The sequence below is a fragment of the Streptomyces spectabilis genome, from assembly GCF_008704795.1.
In the GTDB taxonomy this organism is placed as follows: Bacteria; Actinomycetota; Actinomycetes; order Streptomycetales; family Streptomycetaceae; genus Streptomyces; species Streptomyces spectabilis.
Genome location: NZ_CP023690.1, coordinates 8420671 through 8440972 on the forward strand (window position 1 = coordinate 8420671; position 20302 = coordinate 8440972).

17 protein-coding genes and 2 pseudogenes are annotated in these 20302 nt (G+C 71.3%); 16 read left to right on the top strand and 3 right to left on the bottom strand.

Going from position 1 to position 20302, the window contains the following annotated elements:
• The first annotated feature begins 12 nt into the window (after positions 1–12).
• Positions 13–978, top strand: coding sequence for a pirin family protein (locus CP982_RS35810; protein ID WP_150514268.1), 966 nt, complete (start codon positions 13–15; stop codon positions 976–978).
• Between the two features lie 42 nt (positions 979–1020).
• Here CP982_RS35810 and CP982_RS35815 read toward each other — a convergent pair whose 3' ends face one another.
• A complete protein-coding gene (locus CP982_RS35815; protein WP_150514269.1) occupies positions 1021–2226 on the bottom strand; it encodes a cytochrome P450 in 1206 nt (401 codons plus the stop codon).
• 189 nt (positions 2227–2415) lie between these two features.
• On the opposite strand from CP982_RS35815, the gene CP982_RS35820 reads away from it, so the two are divergent.
• The 8 genes and pseudogenes from CP982_RS35820 to CP982_RS35855 form a co-directional block, all read left to right on the top strand.
• Positions 2416–3264, top strand: a complete 849-nt coding sequence (locus CP982_RS35820; protein ID WP_150514270.1) for an aldolase — start codon at positions 2416–2418, stop codon at positions 3262–3264.
• A gap of 1 nt (position 3265) precedes the next feature.
• Entirely contained in the window at positions 3266–4150 is an 885-nt protein-coding gene (locus CP982_RS35825; protein ID WP_150514271.1) for a dihydrodipicolinate synthase family protein, read from the top strand.
• A 114-nt stretch (positions 4151–4264) separates the two neighbouring features.
• Positions 4265–5620, top strand: a complete 1356-nt coding sequence (gad, locus tag CP982_RS35830) for a glutamate decarboxylase (RefSeq protein WP_150514272.1) — start codon at positions 4265–4267, stop codon at positions 5618–5620.
• A 64-nt stretch (positions 5621–5684) separates the two neighbouring features.
• Positions 5685–6101: a response regulator transcription factor gene (locus CP982_RS43040; protein WP_280528648.1), complete on the top strand. Its 417-nt coding sequence runs from the start codon at positions 5685–5687 to the stop codon at positions 6099–6101.
• 177 nt (positions 6102–6278) lie between these two features.
• Positions 6279–7604, top strand: coding sequence for a hypothetical protein (locus CP982_RS35840; protein ID WP_150514273.1), 1326 nt, complete (start codon positions 6279–6281; stop codon positions 7602–7604).
• Positions 7605–7647: 43 nt separating this feature from the next.
• A complete protein-coding gene (locus CP982_RS35845; RefSeq protein WP_150514274.1) occupies positions 7648–8388 on the top strand; it encodes a bestrophin-like domain in 741 nt (246 codons plus the stop codon).
• A 429-nt stretch (positions 8389–8817) separates the two neighbouring features.
• On the top strand, positions 8818–9048 hold the full coding sequence (locus CP982_RS35850) for a MafI family immunity protein (RefSeq protein WP_229878993.1): 231 nt from the start codon (positions 8818–8820) through the stop codon (positions 9046–9048).
• A 40-nt stretch (positions 9049–9088) separates the two neighbouring features.
• A pseudogene (locus tag CP982_RS35855) lies at positions 9089–9217 on the top strand (IS5/IS1182 family transposase); the annotation flags it as partial.
• On the opposite strand, the pseudogene CP982_RS35860 reads toward CP982_RS35855, so the two are convergent.
• Together CP982_RS35860 and CP982_RS35865 are read right to left on the bottom strand one after the other, a co-directional pair.
• Positions 9181–9929, bottom strand: a pseudogene (locus CP982_RS35860) (NADP-dependent oxidoreductase); the annotation flags it as partial. The pseudogenes CP982_RS35855 and CP982_RS35860 overlap by 37 nt on opposite strands.
• 144 nt (positions 9930–10073) lie before the next feature.
• On the bottom strand, positions 10074–10775 hold the full coding sequence (locus tag CP982_RS35865; protein ID WP_150514276.1) for an SDR family oxidoreductase: 702 nt from the start codon (positions 10773–10775) through the stop codon (positions 10074–10076).
• A 434-nt stretch (positions 10776–11209) separates the two neighbouring features.
• On the opposite strand from CP982_RS35865, the gene CP982_RS35870 reads away from it, so the two are divergent.
• From CP982_RS35870 to CP982_RS35900, 7 genes are read left to right on the top strand one after another with little or no spacing between them, the layout of a single operon-like run.
• On the top strand, positions 11210–12502 hold the full coding sequence (locus CP982_RS35870) for an MFS transporter (RefSeq protein WP_150514277.1): 1293 nt from the start codon (positions 11210–11212) through the stop codon (positions 12500–12502).
• A 47-nt stretch (positions 12503–12549) separates the two neighbouring features.
• On the top strand, positions 12550–14373 hold the full coding sequence (locus CP982_RS35875; RefSeq protein ID WP_150514278.1) for a non-ribosomal peptide synthetase: 1824 nt from the start codon (positions 12550–12552) through the stop codon (positions 14371–14373).
• Positions 14366–15127 (top strand): hypothetical protein, encoded by a 762-nt coding sequence (locus CP982_RS35880; protein WP_150514279.1) that lies wholly within the window; start codon positions 14366–14368, stop codon positions 15125–15127. Before CP982_RS35875 ends, CP982_RS35880 begins: the two co-directional genes overlap by 8 nt.
• A complete protein-coding gene (locus CP982_RS35885) occupies positions 15124–16935 on the top strand; it encodes a non-ribosomal peptide synthetase (RefSeq protein ID WP_150514280.1) in 1812 nt (603 codons plus the stop codon). The genes CP982_RS35880 and CP982_RS35885 overlap by 4 nt, the downstream gene beginning before the upstream one ends.
• Positions 16932–18224 (top strand): cytochrome P450, encoded by a 1293-nt coding sequence (locus CP982_RS35890; protein ID WP_150514281.1) that lies wholly within the window; start codon positions 16932–16934, stop codon positions 18222–18224. The genes CP982_RS35885 and CP982_RS35890 overlap by 4 nt, the downstream gene beginning before the upstream one ends.
• Positions 18221–19039 (top strand): thioesterase II family protein, encoded by an 819-nt coding sequence (locus CP982_RS35895; RefSeq protein ID WP_150514282.1) that lies wholly within the window; start codon positions 18221–18223, stop codon positions 19037–19039. Before CP982_RS35890 ends, CP982_RS35895 begins: the two co-directional genes overlap by 4 nt.
• A gap of 29 nt (positions 19040–19068) precedes the next feature.
• Positions 19069–20283, top strand: a complete 1215-nt coding sequence (locus tag CP982_RS35900; protein WP_229878994.1) for a cytochrome P450 family protein — start codon at positions 19069–19071, stop codon at positions 20281–20283.
• The last annotated feature ends 19 nt before the right edge of the window (positions 20284–20302 follow it).

Genomic DNA, 20302 nt, shown 5'->3' on the forward strand with positions numbered 1-20302 from the left:
AGGTTGTGCGACATGAGCAATCTTGATCGCGAGGCGGTGCCGGCCCAGTGCGGCGGCCGCGGGTTCGTCGTCGCGGAACCGGTGCGGGAACTCCTCAGCCCTCGACGCGTGCAGCTCGGCGAGTCCACCGAGGTGCGACGGCTCCTGCCGAACCTGGGGCGGCGCATGGTGGGCGCCTGGTGCTTCGTCGATCACTACGGCCCCGACGACATCGCCGACGAGCCCGGCATGCAGGTGCCGCCGCACCCGCACATGGGCCTGCAGACCGTGTCGTGGCTGCACGAGGGTGAGGTCCTGCACCGCGACAGCACGGGCAGCCTGCAGACGGTCCGCCCGCGCGAGCTGGGTCTGATGACGTCGGGCCGGGCCATCTCCCACTCCGAGGAGAGCCCCAAGTCGCACGCCCGCCTCCTGCACGGCGCGCAGCTCTGGGTGGCGCTGCCGGACGCCCACCGCCACACCGAGCCGCACTTCGAGCACCACCCCGACCTGCCGGTCGTCACGGCACCGGGTCTGAGCGCGAAGCTCCTGCTCGGCTCCCTCGACGGCACCACGTCACCCGGTACGACGTACACCCCGATCGTCGGCGCGGACCTGACCCTCACCCAGGGCGCCGACCTCCGCCTCCCTCTGGAGCCCGACTTCGAGTACGCCGTCCTGTCCATGTCCGGCGAGGCCCACGTGGACGGCGTCCCCCTGCTCCCCGGCTCCATGCTCTACCTGGGCTGCGGCCGCACCGAACTCCCCGTACGCGCCGCGTCCGACGCGAGCCTCATGCTCCTCGGCGGCGAGCCGTTCGAGGAGGAACTGATCATGTGGTGGAACTTCATCGGCCGCACCCAGTCCGACATCGAACAGGCCCGCACGGACTGGATGACGGGCACCCGCTTCGGCGAGGTGAAGGGCTACGACGGGGCCCCGCTGCCCGCGCCTGAGCTGCCGCCGGTGGCGTTGAAGCCTCGGGGGAGGGTCCGTTGACCTGGGCGGACGTGGCGGGAGAGCTACTGCGCGGCGCCGCCGTCAACGGCGGGCCGAGGACCGGTCGCGCCAGCCGACCGGCAGCGCGTCGAACTTCCTGAACTTCCAGCCGCACGGCTGTGACTCCTGCGCCAGGCTCAGGTGGGGGAAGCGTTCCAGTAGTGCGTGCAGCGCGCCCGCGACGATGGCCGGGACGACGGACGCGGCGAGACACTCGTGCCGACCGAACCCGAGCGACAAGGGGGTGGTGGTGCGGGCGCGCCGAAGGTCGAACCGGTCCGCGTCGGGGAAGACGGACTCGTCCCGGTTGGCCGAGGCGATGCCGGGCGCCACCGGTGCGCCGGCGGGGAGGTCCCGGCCTCCCAGGACCAGGGGCCTTGTCGTGAGCCGGCCGACGGTTCCGACCGGGGCGGCCCAGCGGATCCCCTCGTGCACCGCGGCGCCCAGCAGTCCCAGGTCGGCCCGCAGGGCGTCCATCTGCTCCGGGTGAGTGAGCAGGGCGTGCAGCGTGTTGCCTGCCAGCCAGCCCGGCTCCCGTACCGCGCTCGTCATCATCCTGAGTGTCGCCAGCGCCTGCGTCGCGTTGCCTGACGCGTCGGTCCCCGGGAGCCCGGCGTGGACCAGCGCCGACAGTGGCGAGTCGTCCGGCCGCGTGAGCAACCGTGTCAGATACGGCGTCAGAGTCCGCTCCATCTCCGCCGATACGGCCGCTCCGGTCTGGTGCGCCGCGGTGTCCTTGGTCGGGTTGTACAGCGCCGCGGTCAGGTTCGACGACCAGCGCGTGAGGCCGGCCGTGTCGATGCCGTCGACGTCGTCGAGGCCGAGGAGCCACATCGAGGTGGCCACGGAGACCGGTTCGAAGTATTCGGCCATCAGATCGGCGTGATCGTGGTGGGCGAGGTCCTGGAGCCGCCGAGCGGCGAGGGAGCGGGCATGGGCGGCGACCGCGGGGGCCGTCTCCCGGCGGAACCGGTCGTCGACCGACGCGCGGATCGCGGCATGCCGGTCGCCCTCCTGGTTCAGGACGTTCTCCGCCCCGCAGTACGTGGACAGCGGGGAGACGTCGTTGGTGGTGGTGAACGACTCCGGACTCGTCAGCACGTGACGCACATCGCTCCAGCGGGTGACGAGCCAGGCGCCCACGGCGGGCACCCACGCCACCGGCTCCTCGGCGCGCAACCGCTCGTAGATCGGATAGGGGTCCGCCTCCAGGCGGTCCACCGTGATGCTGTCGGTCAGCGCGGACATGATGCCACTCCTCGGGCGGATTTCCACCGGTACTGCCCCGCGCCTGGAACATAACCCGCCGGAGCGTCCGGCAATCTGGCACGAATTGCCTAGTACCAAAGGATCGAAGGTCGTCGCCGGGTGGCATGCGCGGGCTTTCTGGCTGAGGATCGCGAAGGGAGTCCTGTGAAAGTCAGAGGAGACACGGCCATGGGCGAATCCTTCGAGGCCCGCAAGTCGGATCTGGTGCGGTTGGCTCAGGAGCGCATGCAGTCCGCGATCGCCGACAATACCTGGACGAAACTTCAGAAACTTGCTCTGACCTGCCGGATTCTTTTCCATATGGGGCACGACTCCGGGTTGTCCGGGCAGATCACCACGCGCGCGGAGGAACCGGGGACGTACTACACCCAGCGCCTCGGGCTCGGCTTCGACGAGATAACCGAGTGGAATCTCCTCAAGGTCGACGAGGACCTCAACGTGCTCGAAGGCGGCGGGATGGCGAATCCGGCCAACCGCTTTCACAGCTGGGTCTACCGGGCCCGTCCGGACGTGAACTGCATCATTCACACCCATCCACCGTACGTATCGGCCCTCTCCATGCTGGAGATTCCGCTGGCCCTCTCCCACATGGACACCTGCCCCCTCTACGAGGACTGTGCATTCCTGCCGAAATGGCCGGGAATTCCAGTCGGAAACGAAGAGGGCGAACTGATAGCCGGGGCCCTGGGCGACAAGAAGGCGCTCATGCTCGCCCACCACGGCCAACTGGTGGCATGCGCCTCCGTCGAGGAAGCGTGCGTGCTCGCCGTACTGTTCGAACGCGCGGCCAGGCTGCAGTTGCTCGCGATGGCTGCGGGCGACATCAAGCCGGTGGACGAACTGCTGGCCGTGGAGGCGCACGACTGGGTCTCCACCCCCAAACGCCATCAGGCCGCCTTCGCGTACTACGCGCGCCGGGCGCTGCGCCATGGGCACGACGACTGCATCGACGCGGCTCCGCCGGACGTCTCCGGGGCCACGGACCGGCACACGATCCCCATCGAGGGAGGGGTGTGACATGGAAGGGCCGACGATCGGGGGAGTCATCGCCTACCCGGTCACACCGTTCCGCCGGTCCGACGGCGCCGTGGACACGGACGCGCTGCGCGCTCTGATCGACCGGCTGGTCGCATCCGGCGTGCACGGCATCGCACCGCTGGGGTCCGCCGGTGAGAGTGCGTACCTGTCCGATGCCGAGTGGTGCGAGGTGGCGGAGGCGTCCTTGGAGGCCGTGGCGCGGCGGGTGCCGACCGTGGTGGGCATCTCCGACCTCACCACGGAGGGCGCCGTCCGGCGTGCCCGGTTCGCCGAGCGAGCCGGTGCGGACGTCGTGATGGTGTTGCCGGTCTCGTACTGGAAGCTCTCGGAGCGGGAGATCGTCAGCCACTACGGTGCGGTCGCCGAAGCGATCGCTCTTCCGGTCATGGTCTACAACAACCCGGCGACGAGCGGCATCGACATGTCGCCCGACCTGCTGATCCGGCTCGTCTCCGAGTTCGACAACGTGACTATGGTCAAGGAGAGTTCGGGCGACGTGCAGCGCATGCACCGGCTCCACGAGCTGACGGACGGGCGCCTGCCGTTCTTCAACGGGAGCAATCCGCTGGCGCTCGAAGCGTTCGCCGCGGGCGCGACGGGCTGGTGCACGGCCGCCCCGTGCCTGTTCCCCGCCGAGATCCTGGCGTTCTACGAGACCGTGCGCGCGGGCGATCTCGCGGACGCCCGCAAGCAGTTCTACCGGCTGCTGCCGCCGCTCCGCTTCCTCATGGCGAACGGGCTGCCCACGGCGGTCAAGGCCGGGCTCGCCCTCCAGGGGCTCGACGTCGGGGAACCGCGCCGCCCTCTGCTCCCGCTGGAAGAGAGTCGCGTGCGGCAACTCGAGGCGCTGCTGGCGCAGTTGTGAACAGCGGCCGGGCGGCCGCTATCCCGCCCCGTCCCCCTGCTCCGTACGGGAGCGCGGGGCTCACCCCGCAGACCGCGAACTGAACTGCACCACCAGCGTGAGGAGAACCCATCCATGCTGCGTCCCATTCACTCCGACCGTCGTGAGGAAGTACTGCCGGTCAACCCGCTGTACAGCGATCTCGTGCCGCCCGGCGGAGTGCCGCGCTTCCAGCTGTCGGACGCGTCGATGACGGCCGATGCCGCGACCGCTCTGATCCGCGACGAGCTGATCCTGGAGTCCCACGCCCGGCTCAACCTGGCGACGTACTGCACCACATGGATGGAACCGCAGGCCAGAGAGCTGATCGCGGAGTGCCTCGACCGGAACCTGATGGACCACGACCAGTACCCGCAGACCGCGGACATCGAGACGCGCTGCGTCAACATCCTCACCAACCTGTGGAACGACCCGGACGGTGTCGGTGTCGGCTGCTCGACGGCCGGCTCCAGTGAGGCGGCGATGCTCGCGGGCCTGGCGATGAAGTTCGCCTGGCGCAACCGCCGCCGGGCCGCCGGGCTGGCCACCGACCGGCCCAACCTGGTCATGTCCACCGCGGTGCACACCTGCTGGCCGAAGTTCTGCCGCTACTGGGACGTCGAACCGCGCTACGTCCCCATCAGCGAGCCCGGCTACAACATCGACCCGGCCGCGGTCGCCGCGGCCTGCGACGAGAACACGATCGGCGTGGTCGCGATCCTGGGTTCCAGCGCTCTGGGCACCTACGATCCCGTCGCCGAGATCTCCGCCCAGTTGGACCGGCTGCAAGCCGATCAGGGCCTCGACGTCCCGATCCATGTGGACGCCGCCGTCGGCGGTTTCGTCACCCCGTTCCTGGATCCCGAGCGGGTCTGGGACTTCCGGTTGCCGCGCGTACGGTCGATCAACGCCTCTGGCCACAAATTCGGGCTGGTCTACCCGGGAGTCGGCTGGATCGTCTGGGAGGACCGTGCCGACCTCGCCGAGGAACTGGTCTTCGACTGTGAACTGCTCGGCGGTTGCCTGCCGACCTTCACGCTCAACTTCTCCCGCTCCGGCGCCCCGGTGGTCGCGCAGTACTACAACTTCCTGCGGCTGGGCTTCGAGGGGTACCGCGCGGTGCAGCACACCTCGCGCGAGGTGGCCCGCTACCTGGCGAAGGAGATCGCGCTGGTCCCCGGTCTTGACGTGATCACCGATGGCACTGATCTGCCGGTGGTCGGCATCCGGATCCGGCCGGGAGAGGACGCGATGACGGTCTTCGACATCCACGATCGCATGCGCCGTCACGGCTGGCACATCCCCGCCTACAACCTGCCCCCCGACCTGGAACACATCGGAGTACTGCGGGTCGTGGTCCGCCACGGGTTCAGTCAAGATATCGCTGAGCACCTCGTGCGAGACCTGCGTACGGAGGTCGCCGCCCTGCTCGACGGAGACCCGCAGCCGTGACCCCCGGGCCCGTGTCAGTCCGACGGACCACGGGGTGTGCGAACAGTGGCGAGGAGGAGGACGGGTGAGCACGTGCGGCAGCGCATGCGCTCCTGACTGCGGTCAGGAACAGGACAGAGCGGCGCGCGCCCTGTTGAAAGAGACGACGGAGTGCCTGAGTCAGCTCACCGGGGTGCTCCTGCGGCTGGAAGTCCTGCTGGGCTCGAACGCGCTGAGCCCGCCTTCCCGCACGCAGGGCTACGACAGTCCGACGCGACCGTTCGAGGGCATGGCCCGTGTGCTGCACGACGCCCGTCTCACGCGGCGGGAGCGGGAAGTGGTGGAGCTCCTCGCACAGGGACTGTCCAACCGTCGTATCGCCTGCGATCTCAGCATTTCGGAGCCGACGGTGAAGAACCATCTGCGCGCCGCCTTCCTGAAGCTCGACGTCACGGACCGCACCCAGGCAGTCGTGAAGGTGCTGGAGGCCCATCAGCCGTGAGGTCCGGCCGGAGGGCTGCCGAGCCATCGGCGGATGGCGGCGCGCGCGGGCGTGGTGACCCCGGTCGGCAGGGGACAGGCGCACCACCCGTGGCAGTCGGGGGATCTTCGGCGGCCGGCTGCGCGCTCCGGCGTGCCGTCCGGCTCGCGAGGCGCCACCGGCCAGGAGGATGCCGGTGTGATCATCGACAGTCGAGCGGAGCGCCGACGGCCACGCACGCAGTGGCGTGTCCTGTTCGTGCTGGCCTCTTCCGTTCCGGCCGTGATGATCGGCGCGGCTCCGGCGGGCCCGGCCGTGTCCGACGGCGCGAGCACGAACGGACTGGCGCTGCGGGTGACCGTGAACTCCCACCCCGAGGTCGGCGCCCTGCGGCCGGGCATCCGGGTGGGCGACCCGGTGGTCAAGACATACCGCCTCATCAACCGGGGCGGAGCGGACCTGTACCAGGTCCGGGTGACCGACCCGGGCCTGCCGGGCGTCGCGATCCGCTGCCAGGGCGGCGGTGACCGGGTGCGGATGCTGCGCGGACTCAGCTCCACCCACTGCACGGCCCGCACAGCGGCGCGCGCCGGCGTGTGGACCGGCCAGGTCGTGGCGACCGGGAACATCCCCTACCTGCGTGCCCGATCGGTGGCCCGGGCGCGGTCCGGGTACGCGGGTGTCGGGGGCGGTCTCGCGCTGTCGGAGGGGGTGATGGTCAGGGACCGGCAGGCGACTGTCACGTACCGGGTGCGGAACACGGGAAACCGCACGGTGCACGCCATTCGGCTCGGCGACCCGCCGCTCACCGGCGCGCGCATCGACTGCGGGGGTGGGCAGCCGGTCGTCCCCACGCTCCAGCCGGGGCGGTCCGCCGAGTGCCGCACCGTGGTGCGCCGGGCTCCGGGCGCGTACACCAGCGCCGGGGTCGCCGAGGGCAGCGACAGGGTACGCACGATCGGCCGGTCGGGCGGAACGGTGCCGCCACCGAGACTCACCGCGCGTGCGCTGCGGCGCTTCGAGATCCCCCGGCCGGCGGTGACGCCCAAGCCGCCCAAGCCGCCCAAGCCGTCGGAGCCCCGGCGGCCCGGCGGAGGTCCGGCCGGACCTCCGGTCCCGGCTCCGCCGCCCGCCGGGCCTCCACCGGCTGCGGGACCGCTTCCCGCCATGGGCCCGGTGCCTCCCGAGGCGCTGCCGGTGCCGCTGCTGCCGGGGGAGGTGGGGCCGCCCGTCCCCCCGCCCGGTGTCGCGGCACCCGGTGACGGCCCAGGCGCCGCCGAGGCCGCCGGGGAAGCCGATGCCCCCGCAGAACCTCCTGGCGGGGCAGTGGCAGGCGCGGCCGTCGCCGGCGCGGACACGGGGGGAGCCGCTGTGCCCCCTGCGGCACGGCCGCGAGGCGACGCACTGGGCCGCTTCTACCGCGCCGGGGAGGGGCCCACCGGACTCGGACTCCTGACCGCCCTCTTCCTCGTGCTGATCCCCGCTGCCGTCGCGGCCGCCGTGCTCGGGTCCCGTCGGGGTTAGCCGAGCCGCCGCGATCCACGCACTCGACAGGAGCCCGGCCCCGATGCTCGAAACCCTCGCCATCATCATCGGTGTATCCCTGCTGGCTGCGGCGTGCGTGGTGGTCAAGCACCGCTTCTGGCCGCCCGATCCGGACGACGAACCGCGCGAGGACGTGGCCGAGTACATCTCGATGATGGTGGGCGTGCTCTACGCGCTCGTGCTCGGGCTCGCTCTGGTGTCGGTGTGGGACACCCGTTCCGCAGCCGACGAACACACGCAGACCGAGGCGAGCGCCGCGCACCAGGTGCGCCTCCTCTCCGACGGCCTGCCCCAGCGGCAGGCACGGGAAGTGCGCTCCGGCATCGAGGCGTACGTCAGCCATGTGGTGGACGTCGAGTTTCCGGCGATGGCGGCGGGCGATCCGCTCGGACAGCGTGGCTGGGACCTGCTGTCGGCGCTGCGCCACGCCAGCAGGACGGCCGCCGACGCCACGCCGTCGCAGCATATGACGGCTCAGGAGGTCCTGGCCCAGCTCGGCACGTTGGACGACGCGCGGCGCGGCCGGGAGAGCGATGCGGACGGCGGACTGGCGCCGGCGCTGTGGGTGGGGCTGATCATGGGCGGCGTACTCACCGTGGCGTTCATGTTCATGTTCGGCGTGGAGCGGAGCTACACCCATGTGGTGATGGTGATGGGCCTTTCCGCGCTCATCACCTTCATGGTGCTGCTGATCCACGAGCTCGACCGTCCGTTCACAGGCATGCTCGCCGTGGACGCCACGCCGTTCACCCGGTACTTCTGACACCTGAGCACTGTTGCCGCGAGCCGTGTTCCGGCTCCGCTCCCGACGGCCCTTGCGGGGCCTGACGGTGGGTGCGGCCGAGCGGCAGGTGCCGCCCCAGCTGTGCCGGTCATGGCAAGTCCTCCCAGTACTGGGTGTCGCCGCAGTGGCCCACGCTGCGGTGGGTCTGTGCCGGGGCGGGGAGTCTGGGCGCATGGAACCCCGGTAGCCGGGCGGTCCAAGAAGGCGAGGGCGGCTGGTCCACGGGGGCATCCGTAGCTCTTCTCGCACACTACTTCCCGCCACTGCCGCGTAGTCCTGCGTAAACGCTGTCCCGCAAGTGTCGGACGAGTCGACAGTCCTCAAGCGCGCGGCGAGGATGTGGGGCGTCGTCGATCCGTTTTAGCTCTTGCTGAGGGGCAGCGCGTGAGTCTGTCGTATCGAGCGCGGGTGGCTGCGCTTCTGGGGGATTCCCCGCTGGCCTCGGAGGCTGTCATCACGGATGTGCGCGACCTGCTCTCGCACGGCGAGGAGGCGTTGGCGTTCGACACGATGTGCTCGTGGATCTATGAGGACGCCCTGCCCCTCACCCGGCAGTTCCACGCTCGACTGGTGGCGCTGGCCAGCGAGATGGAGACTCCGACGTCCGTGCAGCGACTCGACGAGCTGCTGGGCGACTGACATCACCCTCTCGGTGATCTTGCTGAGAGATGATCTGTCCGTGGCTGGTGTGATCCCAGCGTCGGAGCCGTCCTGGACAGCCCCGTGCACCGGGCTGAGCCCGCGGCAGTTCGGCAAGCTGCTCACCGTGCCTCGGTTGAAGCAGCGTTCGCTCGTGTTGCGCCGCCGGTAGGTTCGCCGGTCTAACCCTGGCGGTCGGCCGCCGTGGCCACCGCGCCTCAGCCGGTTCCTTCGCTGGTCGGTCTTCTCGGGGAGCCTGCCCTGTTCGACAAGTTCGGCGAGACCTCGCAGGGCGACCCGGCCGGGGTCGACGGCGATGCCGCTGAAGCGCATGCCGGCCGCCTCGTACGTGGCGATGAGCTCCGCGTTTCGGCGATCGCCGTCATGAAGTGGCCGCCCGGGCGGAGCACTTCGAGCGACCGCTCGGCGGCGTCGCCGCCGATCGTGTCGAGCGCGACGTCGATGTCGCGGACCGCGTCGGTGAAGTCGACGGCCTTGTAGTCGATCACCTCGTCGGCCCCGACCCCCTCGACGCACTCCCGCTTGCTCCCGCTCGGGGTCGCGATCACGTGCGCGCCGAACGCTTTCGCGATCTGGATCGCGACGTGGCCGACCCCGCCACCGCCGCCGTGGACCAGGACGCGGTCGCCTTCGCTCACGCCGCCGAGGTCGACGAGGCCCTGCCATGCCGTCAGCCCGACGACCGGCAGCGCCGCCGCCTCGACGTGCGAGTGCGACGCGGGCTTGTGTGCCAGGTGTAACGCCGGCGCCGGCACGACCTCGGCGTACGCGCTCACCGCCCGCGGGAACAGGGGCATCCCGAACACCTCGTCGCCCGCGAGGTCACCCCATCCGGCGCACCTCAACGATGATCGCCGCAACGCGGGCGTACCACCGGTGTCACGCCAGGACATGCCGACAACCCGCCTGCCCGTGGGCCTGCCCTCGGCTGGGCACGGTGTCATTCCGCGGCGGTGCCCCTGGCAGACGGCCGCGTCCGCATGCGGGGAACACGCCACGTGTGCTCAGAAGTTGGGCAACACCTTGATCAACTCCACATTGACGCCCGCCGGTTTGGCCACCGCCCAGCTCACGCAGTCGGCGACGTCATCGGCGCTCAACGGTTGGATCTCTCCGTACGCCTCTTCGGCCTTCTTCTCGTCGCCGCCGAATCGCACGAGGTTGAACTCGGTGCGCACCAGGCCGGGGGCGATCTCGATCACCTGGACGGGCGTTCCCTGCATCTCCTTGCGCAGGGTGTCGGCGACCGCCACCTGACCGTACTTCGCCGACGCGTAGCCCGCGGCACCGGGATAGGTCTGGTACCCGGTCAGCGAGGTGATCACCACGATCCTCGCGTCACCGCTCGCCCGCAGCGCGGGCAGCAGCTTCTGCGTGACGCGGATCGTGCCCAGGACATTGATCTCGTACATGCGCAGACAGGCCTCCGGATCGAGGTCCGCGATCCGGTCCACCCCCAGGGAGCATCCCGCGTTGTTCACGAGGACCTTGCACTCGGACACCGACTCGGCCAGCTCCGCGACCGACCGGGCGTCGGTGACGTCCAGCCGGATCGCTCGCCCTCCGATCTCCTTCGCCAGGGTTTCGAGCCTGTCGAAGCGACGTGCCGCGACGACGACGTCGAATCCGTCGGAGGCCAGGCGGCGGGCGGAAGCAAGCCCGATCCCGCTACTGGCACCCGTCACCACAGCTATGGGGTTCGCCATGCCCGCAGATCTTGCCTCACGCATCCGGTGGTGACCACCCCCCAGATCGCCGGTTCGGTCTCCGGTGAAGCGTGAGTTGACCCAGGGCGGGCCGAACGGCCGTCGGCCCGGCTGCCCATCCGCGCCCGTGGCGTGGAGGCAGGCGCCAGGTGCGCGCAGCCGGCGTGCCCCGCTGTGTGCTCTTCGGCCATCGCTATCGCCGTGTAGCGCAGCTCACAGGCGGCAACCCTGTGTCCCATCTGCTGCTACGAACAGGGATGTTTTTGGTTGACGTCGGTCGTCGACGATACGTAGGCTCCGGTCGTTCAAGCCAAAAGTTGTCCATCACAAGGCCGTTCGGGCCGCAAGTTGTCCGCCACACGAAAGGCTTTCGTGTCAGTGCGAGCAGTCACCCCACAGGGTTCCTTTCCCATAGCGGCCAGGACCGGCCATTGATGGGGTCTCGAGAACGGTTCGCGGTATTTCGGGACCGTGATTTCTCCGTCTTCTTCGTCGGCTACGTCACGTCCAACCTCGGTACGTCGATGGCATCCGTGGCGCTGGCGTTCGCGGTCCTGCACAACGACGGATCACCCACCGACCTGAGTCTGGTCCTCGCCGCGCGCATCGTGCCGATGGTGCTGCTGCTCCTCGGCGGCGGGGTGCTCGGCGACCGGCTGCCGCGGCGCCTGGTGATGCTGGTGGCCGACTCCGTGCGCGCCCTCAGCCAGGGTGCCCTGGCCGTGCTGTTGCTGATCGGGCCCGTGCCCCTGTGGGTAGTGCTCACCCTCGCCGCCTGCGGTGGGGTCGGCGAGGCCCTGTTCCGTCCCTCGTTCGACGGTATGGTGCCGCAACTCGCCCCGAAGGACCGGCTGCCGGAGGCCAACTCCCTGCTGGGGATGGCCCAGTCGGCCGCGAGCGTGGGCGGTCCGGCGCTCGCGGGCGTCCTGGTCGCGGTCACCTCGGCGGCCACGGTTCTGCTGGTGGACGCGCTGAGCTATGTGGTGAGCGTCGGCGCCCTGCTCATGCTGCGGGCCGGCAACCAGGCTCCCGACTCCGGCGGCAGCTCCATGGTGGCCGAACTGCGGGCCGGATGGCGGGCCTTCTCGGCCCACACGTGGTTGTGGACCGTCACCCTCCAGTTCACTCTGTTCAACCTGCTGGTGTGGGCGCCCTACTTGGTCCTCGGCCCCGTCTCGGCGGGCCGCAGCTACGGCGGGTCCGAGGCCTGGGGGCTGATCGTCGGCACCTTCGGCGGCGGCTCGCTGCTCGGCGGTCTGCTGCTGCTCGGCCGACGGCCCTCGCGCCCGCTGGTCGTGACCACACTGATCACCTTCCTGTGGGCGGCTCCCTCAGCGGCCCTCGCCGTCCGCGCCCCGCTGTGGACGGTGTGCGCCGCGGCCCTCGCGGCCGGCGTGTCGAGCGCGGTGTTCAACAGCCTCTGGATGACGACGATCCAGCAGCACGTGCCCGCGGACAGCCTGTCCCGGGTGATGTCGTACGTGACCTTCGGAGCCTATTCCGTCGGGCCGGTCGGGCTCGCCCTCGCCGGTCCGCTGGCGGAACAGACCAGCATCGGCCTGATCCTGGCCATCGGCGTCGGCTGGCAGGTCCTTGCTAATTCCGTGGTGCTCATGCTGCCGGCCGTACGCAATCTGCACGCGCCGAATGCGGATCAGAACGAGAGCGCCGCGGAGAACTCCGCAGAATCAGCCGAGTCCAGTACATCTGACGTACCGGCGACCTGACCCACCCCTTCTTCTCCTTTTCGCCGCAGTTCCCGAAACGGGGGTTCATGGTGACTGTGCAGCGTTCGCATGCCCTTGCCCAAAAAGAGACGACAGTATGGGACCTGATATCTGAGACACGGGTGCGCCGTCCCGACGCGGTGGCCCTCACCGACGGAATGCGCCACTTCACTTATGCGGAATTGGTGGCGATCGCTGTCCGGGTCGCGCACGTCCTGCGCGACAAGGGGATCGGGCCGGGAGACACCGTGGCCCTGTGCTCCGTGCGGTCCACGGAGCAGGTCCTCGCTCTGGTCGGCACCCTCGCCTCCGGAGCCGCCGTGGCGCCCTTCGACGTGCGCCAGGCCGCCACGGCCGTACGCGAGAACGTGACGCGGCTCGCGCCCGCCGTCGTCCTCGCCGACGCCGACGGGGCGGAGCTCTTCCCCGACGCGCTGCGCCTGGACGGCCTGCTGGCCGTGGACGGGGCCCCGGATGTGGCGCTGCCGCCCGGTCCGGATCCGACGGACCTCGCGTACGTGCTGCACACCTCCGGCTCCTCGGGGCGGCCCAAGCCGGTGCAGGTGCCGCACAGCGCCGTGCAGAACCGCTTCCTGTGGGGGCAGACCCGCTACCCCATCGGCCCTGACGACACCGTCGCCCACTGGGGATCCCTGGTCTTCGACTGCTCGTTCTGGGTGGTGCTCGCGCCCCTGTGCTTCGGTGCCACCCTGCTCGTGGCCCCCGACGGCCTTGAGGCCGAACCCGAAGAACTCGCGGCGCTGTTCGACCGCCACCGGGTCACCGTGATGCACTCCGTGCCCTCCCTGCTGCGCGAGTTCACCTCCGAAGGCGGAGCTGCGGCCCTGGCCTCGCTGCGCTATCTGCTGATCGCGGGCGAGCGGCTGCCCGGCGATCTGATCCGGCAGGTCCTGGATCTGACGGGTGCCCGGATCTTCAACCAGTACGGCCCCACCGAGACGTGCATCGACGTCCTCACCCACGAGATCGCCCCCGGGGACGAGGCACTGGACGCCATGCCCATCGGCCGCCCCCTCGACGGGGTGCACGCCGTGGTCGCCGACGAGGCCGGTGCCCCGGTCCCGGCCGGTACCGCCGGTGAGCTGCTGATCGGCGGTACCAGCGTGGCCTGGGGGTATGCGGGGGCCGCCGCCGCGACCGCCGAGCGCTTCGTGCCCGACCCGTACGGCGCCCCCGGCGGCCGGCTCTACCGGACCGGCGACCTCGTGCGCGAACGGCCCGACGGAGCACTGGAGTTCCTCGGCCGCGTGGATCACCAGGTCAAGATCCGCGGGGTCCGCGTGGAGCCCTCCGACGTCGAACACGCCCTGCTGCTGCACCCCGACGTCAGCCAGGCGGCCGTGGTCGCGGTGGAGGACCCCGAACACGGGGGCATCCGCCTCGCCGCGCACCTGGTGACGGGCGAGAAGACGCCCGACGACGCCGACCTGCGTGACTTCCTCGCCCAGCGCCTGGTCTCCGCCGCCCTCCCCGAAAGCTACCGGCGGCACCCGACCCTGCCCCGGCTGACCAGCGGAAAGATCGACCGCCTCACCCTGGCCCAGCAGGCCGCACACCACCCGCGAGACGCATCCGACGAGCCGCCGTACGACGCCCCGCGCACCAAGACCGAGCAGACCATCGCCCAGATGTGGCAGGACCTGCTCGGGGTCGAACGCGTGGGACGCGACTCCGACTTCCACACCCTCGGCGGACAGTCGCTCCTGGCCATGCGGCTGATCGCCCGCGTCCGGGCCGGATTCCGTGTGCGGCTGCCCGCCCGCGCGGTCTTCCGCGCCCCGACCCTGGCGCGCTTCGCCGCCGTCGTGGACGAGGCCGTCGCCCAACGGGAAGGCGCCGGCGTTGGCTGAGCGACACGAACTCCGGATCCCGGCCCGCTACAACGGACCGCCCGACTCCGGGCACGGCGGATACGTCTCCGGCCGGTTCGCCGCCCTTGCGGCCCCCCACCAGGGCGCCACCGTCACCGTGACCCTGACCGAGCCCACCCCGCTGGACGAGCCGCTGACCTTCACCCCCGGCCCGCGACGGTCCACGGTCACCCACGGCACCCGGCTGATCGCCACGGTGGCGCCCGGCCATGCCCCCGTCGATCCACCGCCCTCCGTGGACCCGGCCGCCGCGCGCGCTGCCGCGGCCCGCTTCGAGGGGCACGCGGGCCACCCGTTCCCCACCTGCTTCGCGTGCGGGCACAGCCGCACCGCCCAGGACGGCCTCGCTCTGGCCCCAGGACCGGTGGACGGCGTGCCGGACACCGTGGCCACCCCCTGGACTCCCGCCGCCGAGGGGATCGCCGACGGCTTCCCCGTCCCGGACGAGCTCGTGTGGAGCGCGCTCGACTGCCCCGGCGGCTGGGCCGACGACCCGCTGGCCCGCCCCCGTCTCCTGAGCCGGATGACTGCCGTCGTGCGGCGCGCGCCGCGAGCCGGTGAGCCGTGCGTGGTGGTGGCCAGGCGCGGCGCCGTCAGCGGGCGGCTGCTGCGGGTCGACAGCGCCCTGTACGACGCCACGGAGCAGCTCCTGGCGAGCGCGACCGCCACCTGGACGGCGCTCGTCGACTCCGGCACCCACGTCTCGAACTCGCCAGGAAAGGACACGGCATGAACCAGCACCAGGGCTCCGTGATCCGGGACGACAGCCGGGCCACCGTGCACGGCCAGTTCACGGCTCAGGCCCGTGCGACCCCGCAGGCCCCGGCCCTCAGTTGCGACGGCACCGTCCTGACGTACGCGCAGGTGGACGCCGCGGCCGACGCGGTGGCTGCCCGGCTGCGCGATCTCGGCGCCGGGCCGGGCCGCCCGGTGGGCGTCCGCATCGAACGCTCACCGCACCTGGTCATCGCCCTGCTCGCGGTGCTGAAGACCGGCGGCTTCTACGTGGCGCTGAACCCGGGCGAGCCCGCCGTACGGTCGGCGTCGCTGCTGCGCGACTGCGGCGCCGGACTGCTGGTCACCCGTCCAGAAGTGCCCGCCGAACTGCTCGCCGAGGCCAAGCCGGTGTACCTGGACTCCCTCCACCCCGCAGACGCGCCGGCCGGCACCGCCCCCGCGGCCGTCCCGCCGGGCGGCGACCAGGACGCGGCCTACCTTGCCTACACCTCCGGCACCACCGGCGAGCCCAAAGGCGTGCTGGTGCCGCACGGTGCGGTACTGCGCCTGGTCCAGGACAGCGACGTGCTGCCGGTCGGGCCAGGGGACGTGGTGCTCCACCTGGCACCGGCCGCGTTCGACGCCTCGACGCTGGAGCTGTGGGCGCCCCTCCTGAACGGTGCGCGCCTCGCGGTGTTCCCGGCCGGTGAGGTGACCCCGGAACGGCTCGCCGAGGTCGTCGAGGCGGAAGGGGTGACCGCGATGTGGCTCACCGCAGGCCTGTTCCACCTGGTCGCGGAGAGGCCCGACCCGCGCCTCGCGGGAGTGCGCAGGCTGCTCGCGGGCGGCGACGTCCTCTCGCCCCGGCACGTCGACGCGATGCTCGCGGCCTTCCCCGGACTGACGCTGGTGAATGGCTACGGCCCGACGGAGAACACCACGTTCACGTGCTGCCACGCCATGGCGGAACCGGTCTCCGCCCACCAGGTGCCCATCGGGCGCCCGATCCCCGGCACCCAGGCACATCTGCTCGACGAACGGCTGCGCCCCGTGGCCGACGGAACCGTGGGGGAGCTGTACGCGGGCGGCAGGGGTGTCGCCCACGGCTACTGGGGCCTTCCGGTGGCCACCGCCGAGCGGTTCGTCCCCGACCCGTTCTCGGGTACGCCGGGCGCCCGCCTGTACCGCACCGGCGACCTGGCCCTGCGGCGGCCGGACGGGGTCCTGGAATTCCACGGGCGCGTGGACGACCAGGTGAAGATCCGCGGATTCAGAGTGGAACCCGGCGAGGTGGAGGCGGCGCTGCGCGAGCTGCCCGGCGTCGGGGACAGCGCGGTCGTCGCCCGTACCGGGCCCACCGGAGAGCGCGCTCTGGTCGCGTATGTGACGGGGAAGCAGGAGCAGCCGCTGCAACTTCCCGGCCTGCGGCGCGCCCTGGCCGAGAAGCTGCCCGCCCATCTGGTGCCCGGCTCCTTCGTCCAGCTGGAGAGCCTGCCGCTGGGCAGCACCGGCAAGGTCGACCGGCGCGCCCTGGCGGCACGCGGGGAACGCGCCCGGCCCGAGACGGACGTACCGCTGCGCCTGCCCGAGAACGAACTGGAGCAGTGGCTCGCGCAGCTCTGGTGCGACCTGCTTGGGATCGACCAGGTCGGTGTGGACGACGACTTCTTCGAAGTGGGCGGACACTCGCTCGTCGCCGCCGCGATCACCGGGGAGATCGGTCAGGTCCAGGGGGTGTTCGTCACCGCCAGGTCCTTCTACGAGAACCCCACGGTGGCCGAACTCGCCGAGCTGGTCGCCGAGTTGAGGGAGAGCGTCCGATGAGGATCGGCAGCCCCGCGGCGACTGCGGACATCGCGCTCGACACCATCGACCTCGCGGACCCCGAGCTGTACGCCTCGGGCGACCCGCACACCCTGTGGCACGCGCTGCGCGAGCGGGAACCGGTCCACCGCCAGACCCTGCCCGACGGCCGCTCCTTCTGGTCGGTGACCTCCTATCGCGACGTCAACGACGTGCTGCGCGACCACACCCGGTACACCTCACAGCGCGGCACGCTGCTGTCCATCCTGGGCTCCTCCGACCCGGCCGGCGGCCTGATGATGGCGGCCAGTGACCCGCCCGTGCACACCGCGCTGCGCGAGCCGATGGGCAAGGCGCTGTCGGCCCGCGCCCTCGCGCACTGGGAGCCACGCATCCGCGAGGTGGTGCTGCGGCTGCTCGCGCCGCTCGCCGAAGGACCGCTGGACCTGGCGCAGGCCGGCACGGCCTTCCCGATGGCCTTCACCGGGGCGCTGATGGGCCTGCCGGAGGACGACTGGGCCCGGCTCGCCCACCTGACCACGATGGCCGTCGCCCCGGAGGACCCGGCGTTCGAGGCGGGCGGGGGACACACGACGCTGCTCTCCGCCCACCACGAGCTGTTCGAGTACTTCGCCCGGCGGGTGCGCACGGTCTCCGCCGCGCCCGGCGACGACCTCACCGGATTCCTGCTCCGGATGAGGCCCGACGGCCGCCCGCTGCGCCAGGACGAGTTGGTGTACAACTGCTACAGCCTGCTCCTGGGTGCGAACGTCACCACCCCGCACGCCCTGGCGGCGACCGTGCTTGCCCTCATGGAGCACCCTGATCAGTACCGTCGCCTCCTGGCCGAACCGGCCCTGGTGACCAGCGCCGTGGAGGAGGGGCTGCGCTGGTCCTCGCCGGCCAACCACTTCATGCGGTACGCCGTCAAGGACACCGAGCAGAACGGTGTGCGGATCGCTCGCGGCGACGCCGTGGTCGCCTGGCTGGGCTCGGCGAACCGGGACGCCGCTGTCTTCCCCGACCCGTACCGCTTCGCCGTCGACCGCAGTCCGAACCGGCACGTGGCCTTCGGCTTCGGACCGCACTACTGCATCGGCGCGCCGCTGGCCCGCATCGCGCTGCGCGTGATGTTCCAGGAGATCGTGCGGCTCGTGGCCGAGTTCCGGCCCGCGGGGCCGGTCCGCCATCTGAAGTCCAACTTCGTCGCGGGCATCAGCTCCCTTCCCGTCACCGCCGCCCTGCGCGACGGCGCGGCCGAAGCCCTGGCTGCCCACGCGCCCCTGCCGCGCCCGGAGGCCGTCGCATGACCGCGCAGACACCACAGAAGCCGCAGACACCGCAGAAGCCATACACACCGCAGAGACCGCCGAAGAAGAAGCGATGGCTGCTGCGCACCCCGGCGGCGGACGCCTCCGCCCGGCTGTTCTGCTTCCCGTACTCGGGGACCGGCGCCTCGATGTACAACAAGTGGCCGGACCGGGTAGGACCGGCCGAGGTGTGCCGCATCCAGTTGCCGGGTCGCGAGAACCGGGTGCGGGAAGAGCACTTCGGCACCTATGAGGCGCTTGCCGCCGACCTGGCGCCGGCCCTGCTGCCCCACCTCGACCGGCCGTTCGGCTTCTTCGGCCACTGCGGCGGCGCCCTCGCGGCCTTCGCGACGGCGCACCGCCTTGCCGAGCTCGGCATGCCCGTCCCCGACGTGCTCTTCATGTCCTCCCAGGTAGCCCCGCACCAGGGCCCCTACGGCCGCTACCTCACGATGGACGAGACGGGGCTGCGCGGCGAGCTGGAGCGCCTCACCAGGGTCATGGGCTCGGAGCCGGTGCCGGACCTGATCGACCTGGGCCTGGGCGTCATGAACGCGGACCTCGCGGCGAACCGCGCCTACCGCACCCCCGAGCCGGTCGTGCTGCCCACGCGCATCCGCCCCCTCGGCTGGCGCGACGACCAGGAGGTCGCACCGGAGCGCATGACCGGCTGGGAGGAGTGCGCCCCCGCGGGGCGGTGCGCGCGCACGGTGCTGCCGGGAGACCACCACGCCTTCCTGCGCGCCCCCGACCCGCTGGTCGACGTGCTCGCCGCGGACCTTGGCGACGCGGTCGCCGCGAGGGCGGCCCAGTGAACACCGAGCCGACCGGAAGAGAGGAACCCGTGGCATCCGACCCCTATGTGTCCGGCTCGCTCAAGGAGACCGGCGACCCCGACCCGTACGCCAACTACGCCTGGCTGCGTGAGCACGCACCGGTCAGCGAGGTCTACACCCCCCACCGGGAGGGCACCACCTGGCTGGTCACCACCTACGACCTCGCCCGCGCCTGCCTGACCGACCCGCGCCTGAGCAACGACGACCGCAACTCGGCGGGCGCGCAGGGTGCCTTCGGCAGCGGTGAGTGGGATCCCGCACGGGGGCTGCTCGACCTGGACCGGCCCGAACACGCCCGGCTGCGGCGCCTGGTGGCGGGTGCGTTCAGCGCGGGCGCCGTCGAGCGGATGCGGGACATGATGGTCCGCATCACCGATGAGGCCCTCGACACCCTGGCGGGCCTGGAGAGCTGCGACCTCGTCGAGCACTTCTCGCTGCCGGTGCCGGTGGCGATCATCCACGAGGTGCTCGGGATCCCGCCGGAGCAGCGCGAGTCCCCGGCGCACTGCCTCGACCTCTTCTACCACACGGGCCTGACCGACCCGCTGGACGTGGACAAGCTGGGCGAACTCCTTGAGTACACGGCCAAACTGGCGGCGTACAAGCGCACCCATCCCGGGCCCGATGTCGGCACCCACCTGGTCCGGGGCCTGGAGACGGGCGAGCTGCGCGACGACAACGAACTCGCGGCGATGATCCTGTCGGTGCTCGGCGCCGGACACGTGACGACCGTTCAGTTCCTGGGCACGGCCGTCTACCGGCTGCTGCAGCACCCGGACCAACTGGCGGCGATCCGCGAAGGAAGCATCACCTGGCAGTCGGCCGTGAACGAACTGCTGCGCTACGACGCCCCGGTCCAGTCCACGGTGTACCGCTACGCCAAGGAGGACCTGGACCTCGGCGGGGTGCGCATCGGCAAGGGGGACGCGCTCCTTGTGTCGCTCGCCGCGGCCAACCGTGATCCGGCCCGGTTCCCCGACCCGGACACCTTCCGTGCCGACCGCGGCGGCTCGGGCCACCTCGGCTTCGGCCACGGCGCCCACTTGTGCCTGGGCGCCCATCTCGCCCGCCTGGAGGGCGAGATCGCCCTCGACATCCTCTTCCGCCGCCTGGACGGGATCGAACTGGCCGTGCCCTTCGACGAGGTGGTGTGGACGTATGGGCCCATGCTCCGTGGACCGCGTGCGCTGCCGGTGCTGCTGCCCACCCCCGCGGCTCGCTGAGCTCGCGACGCCCCCGACA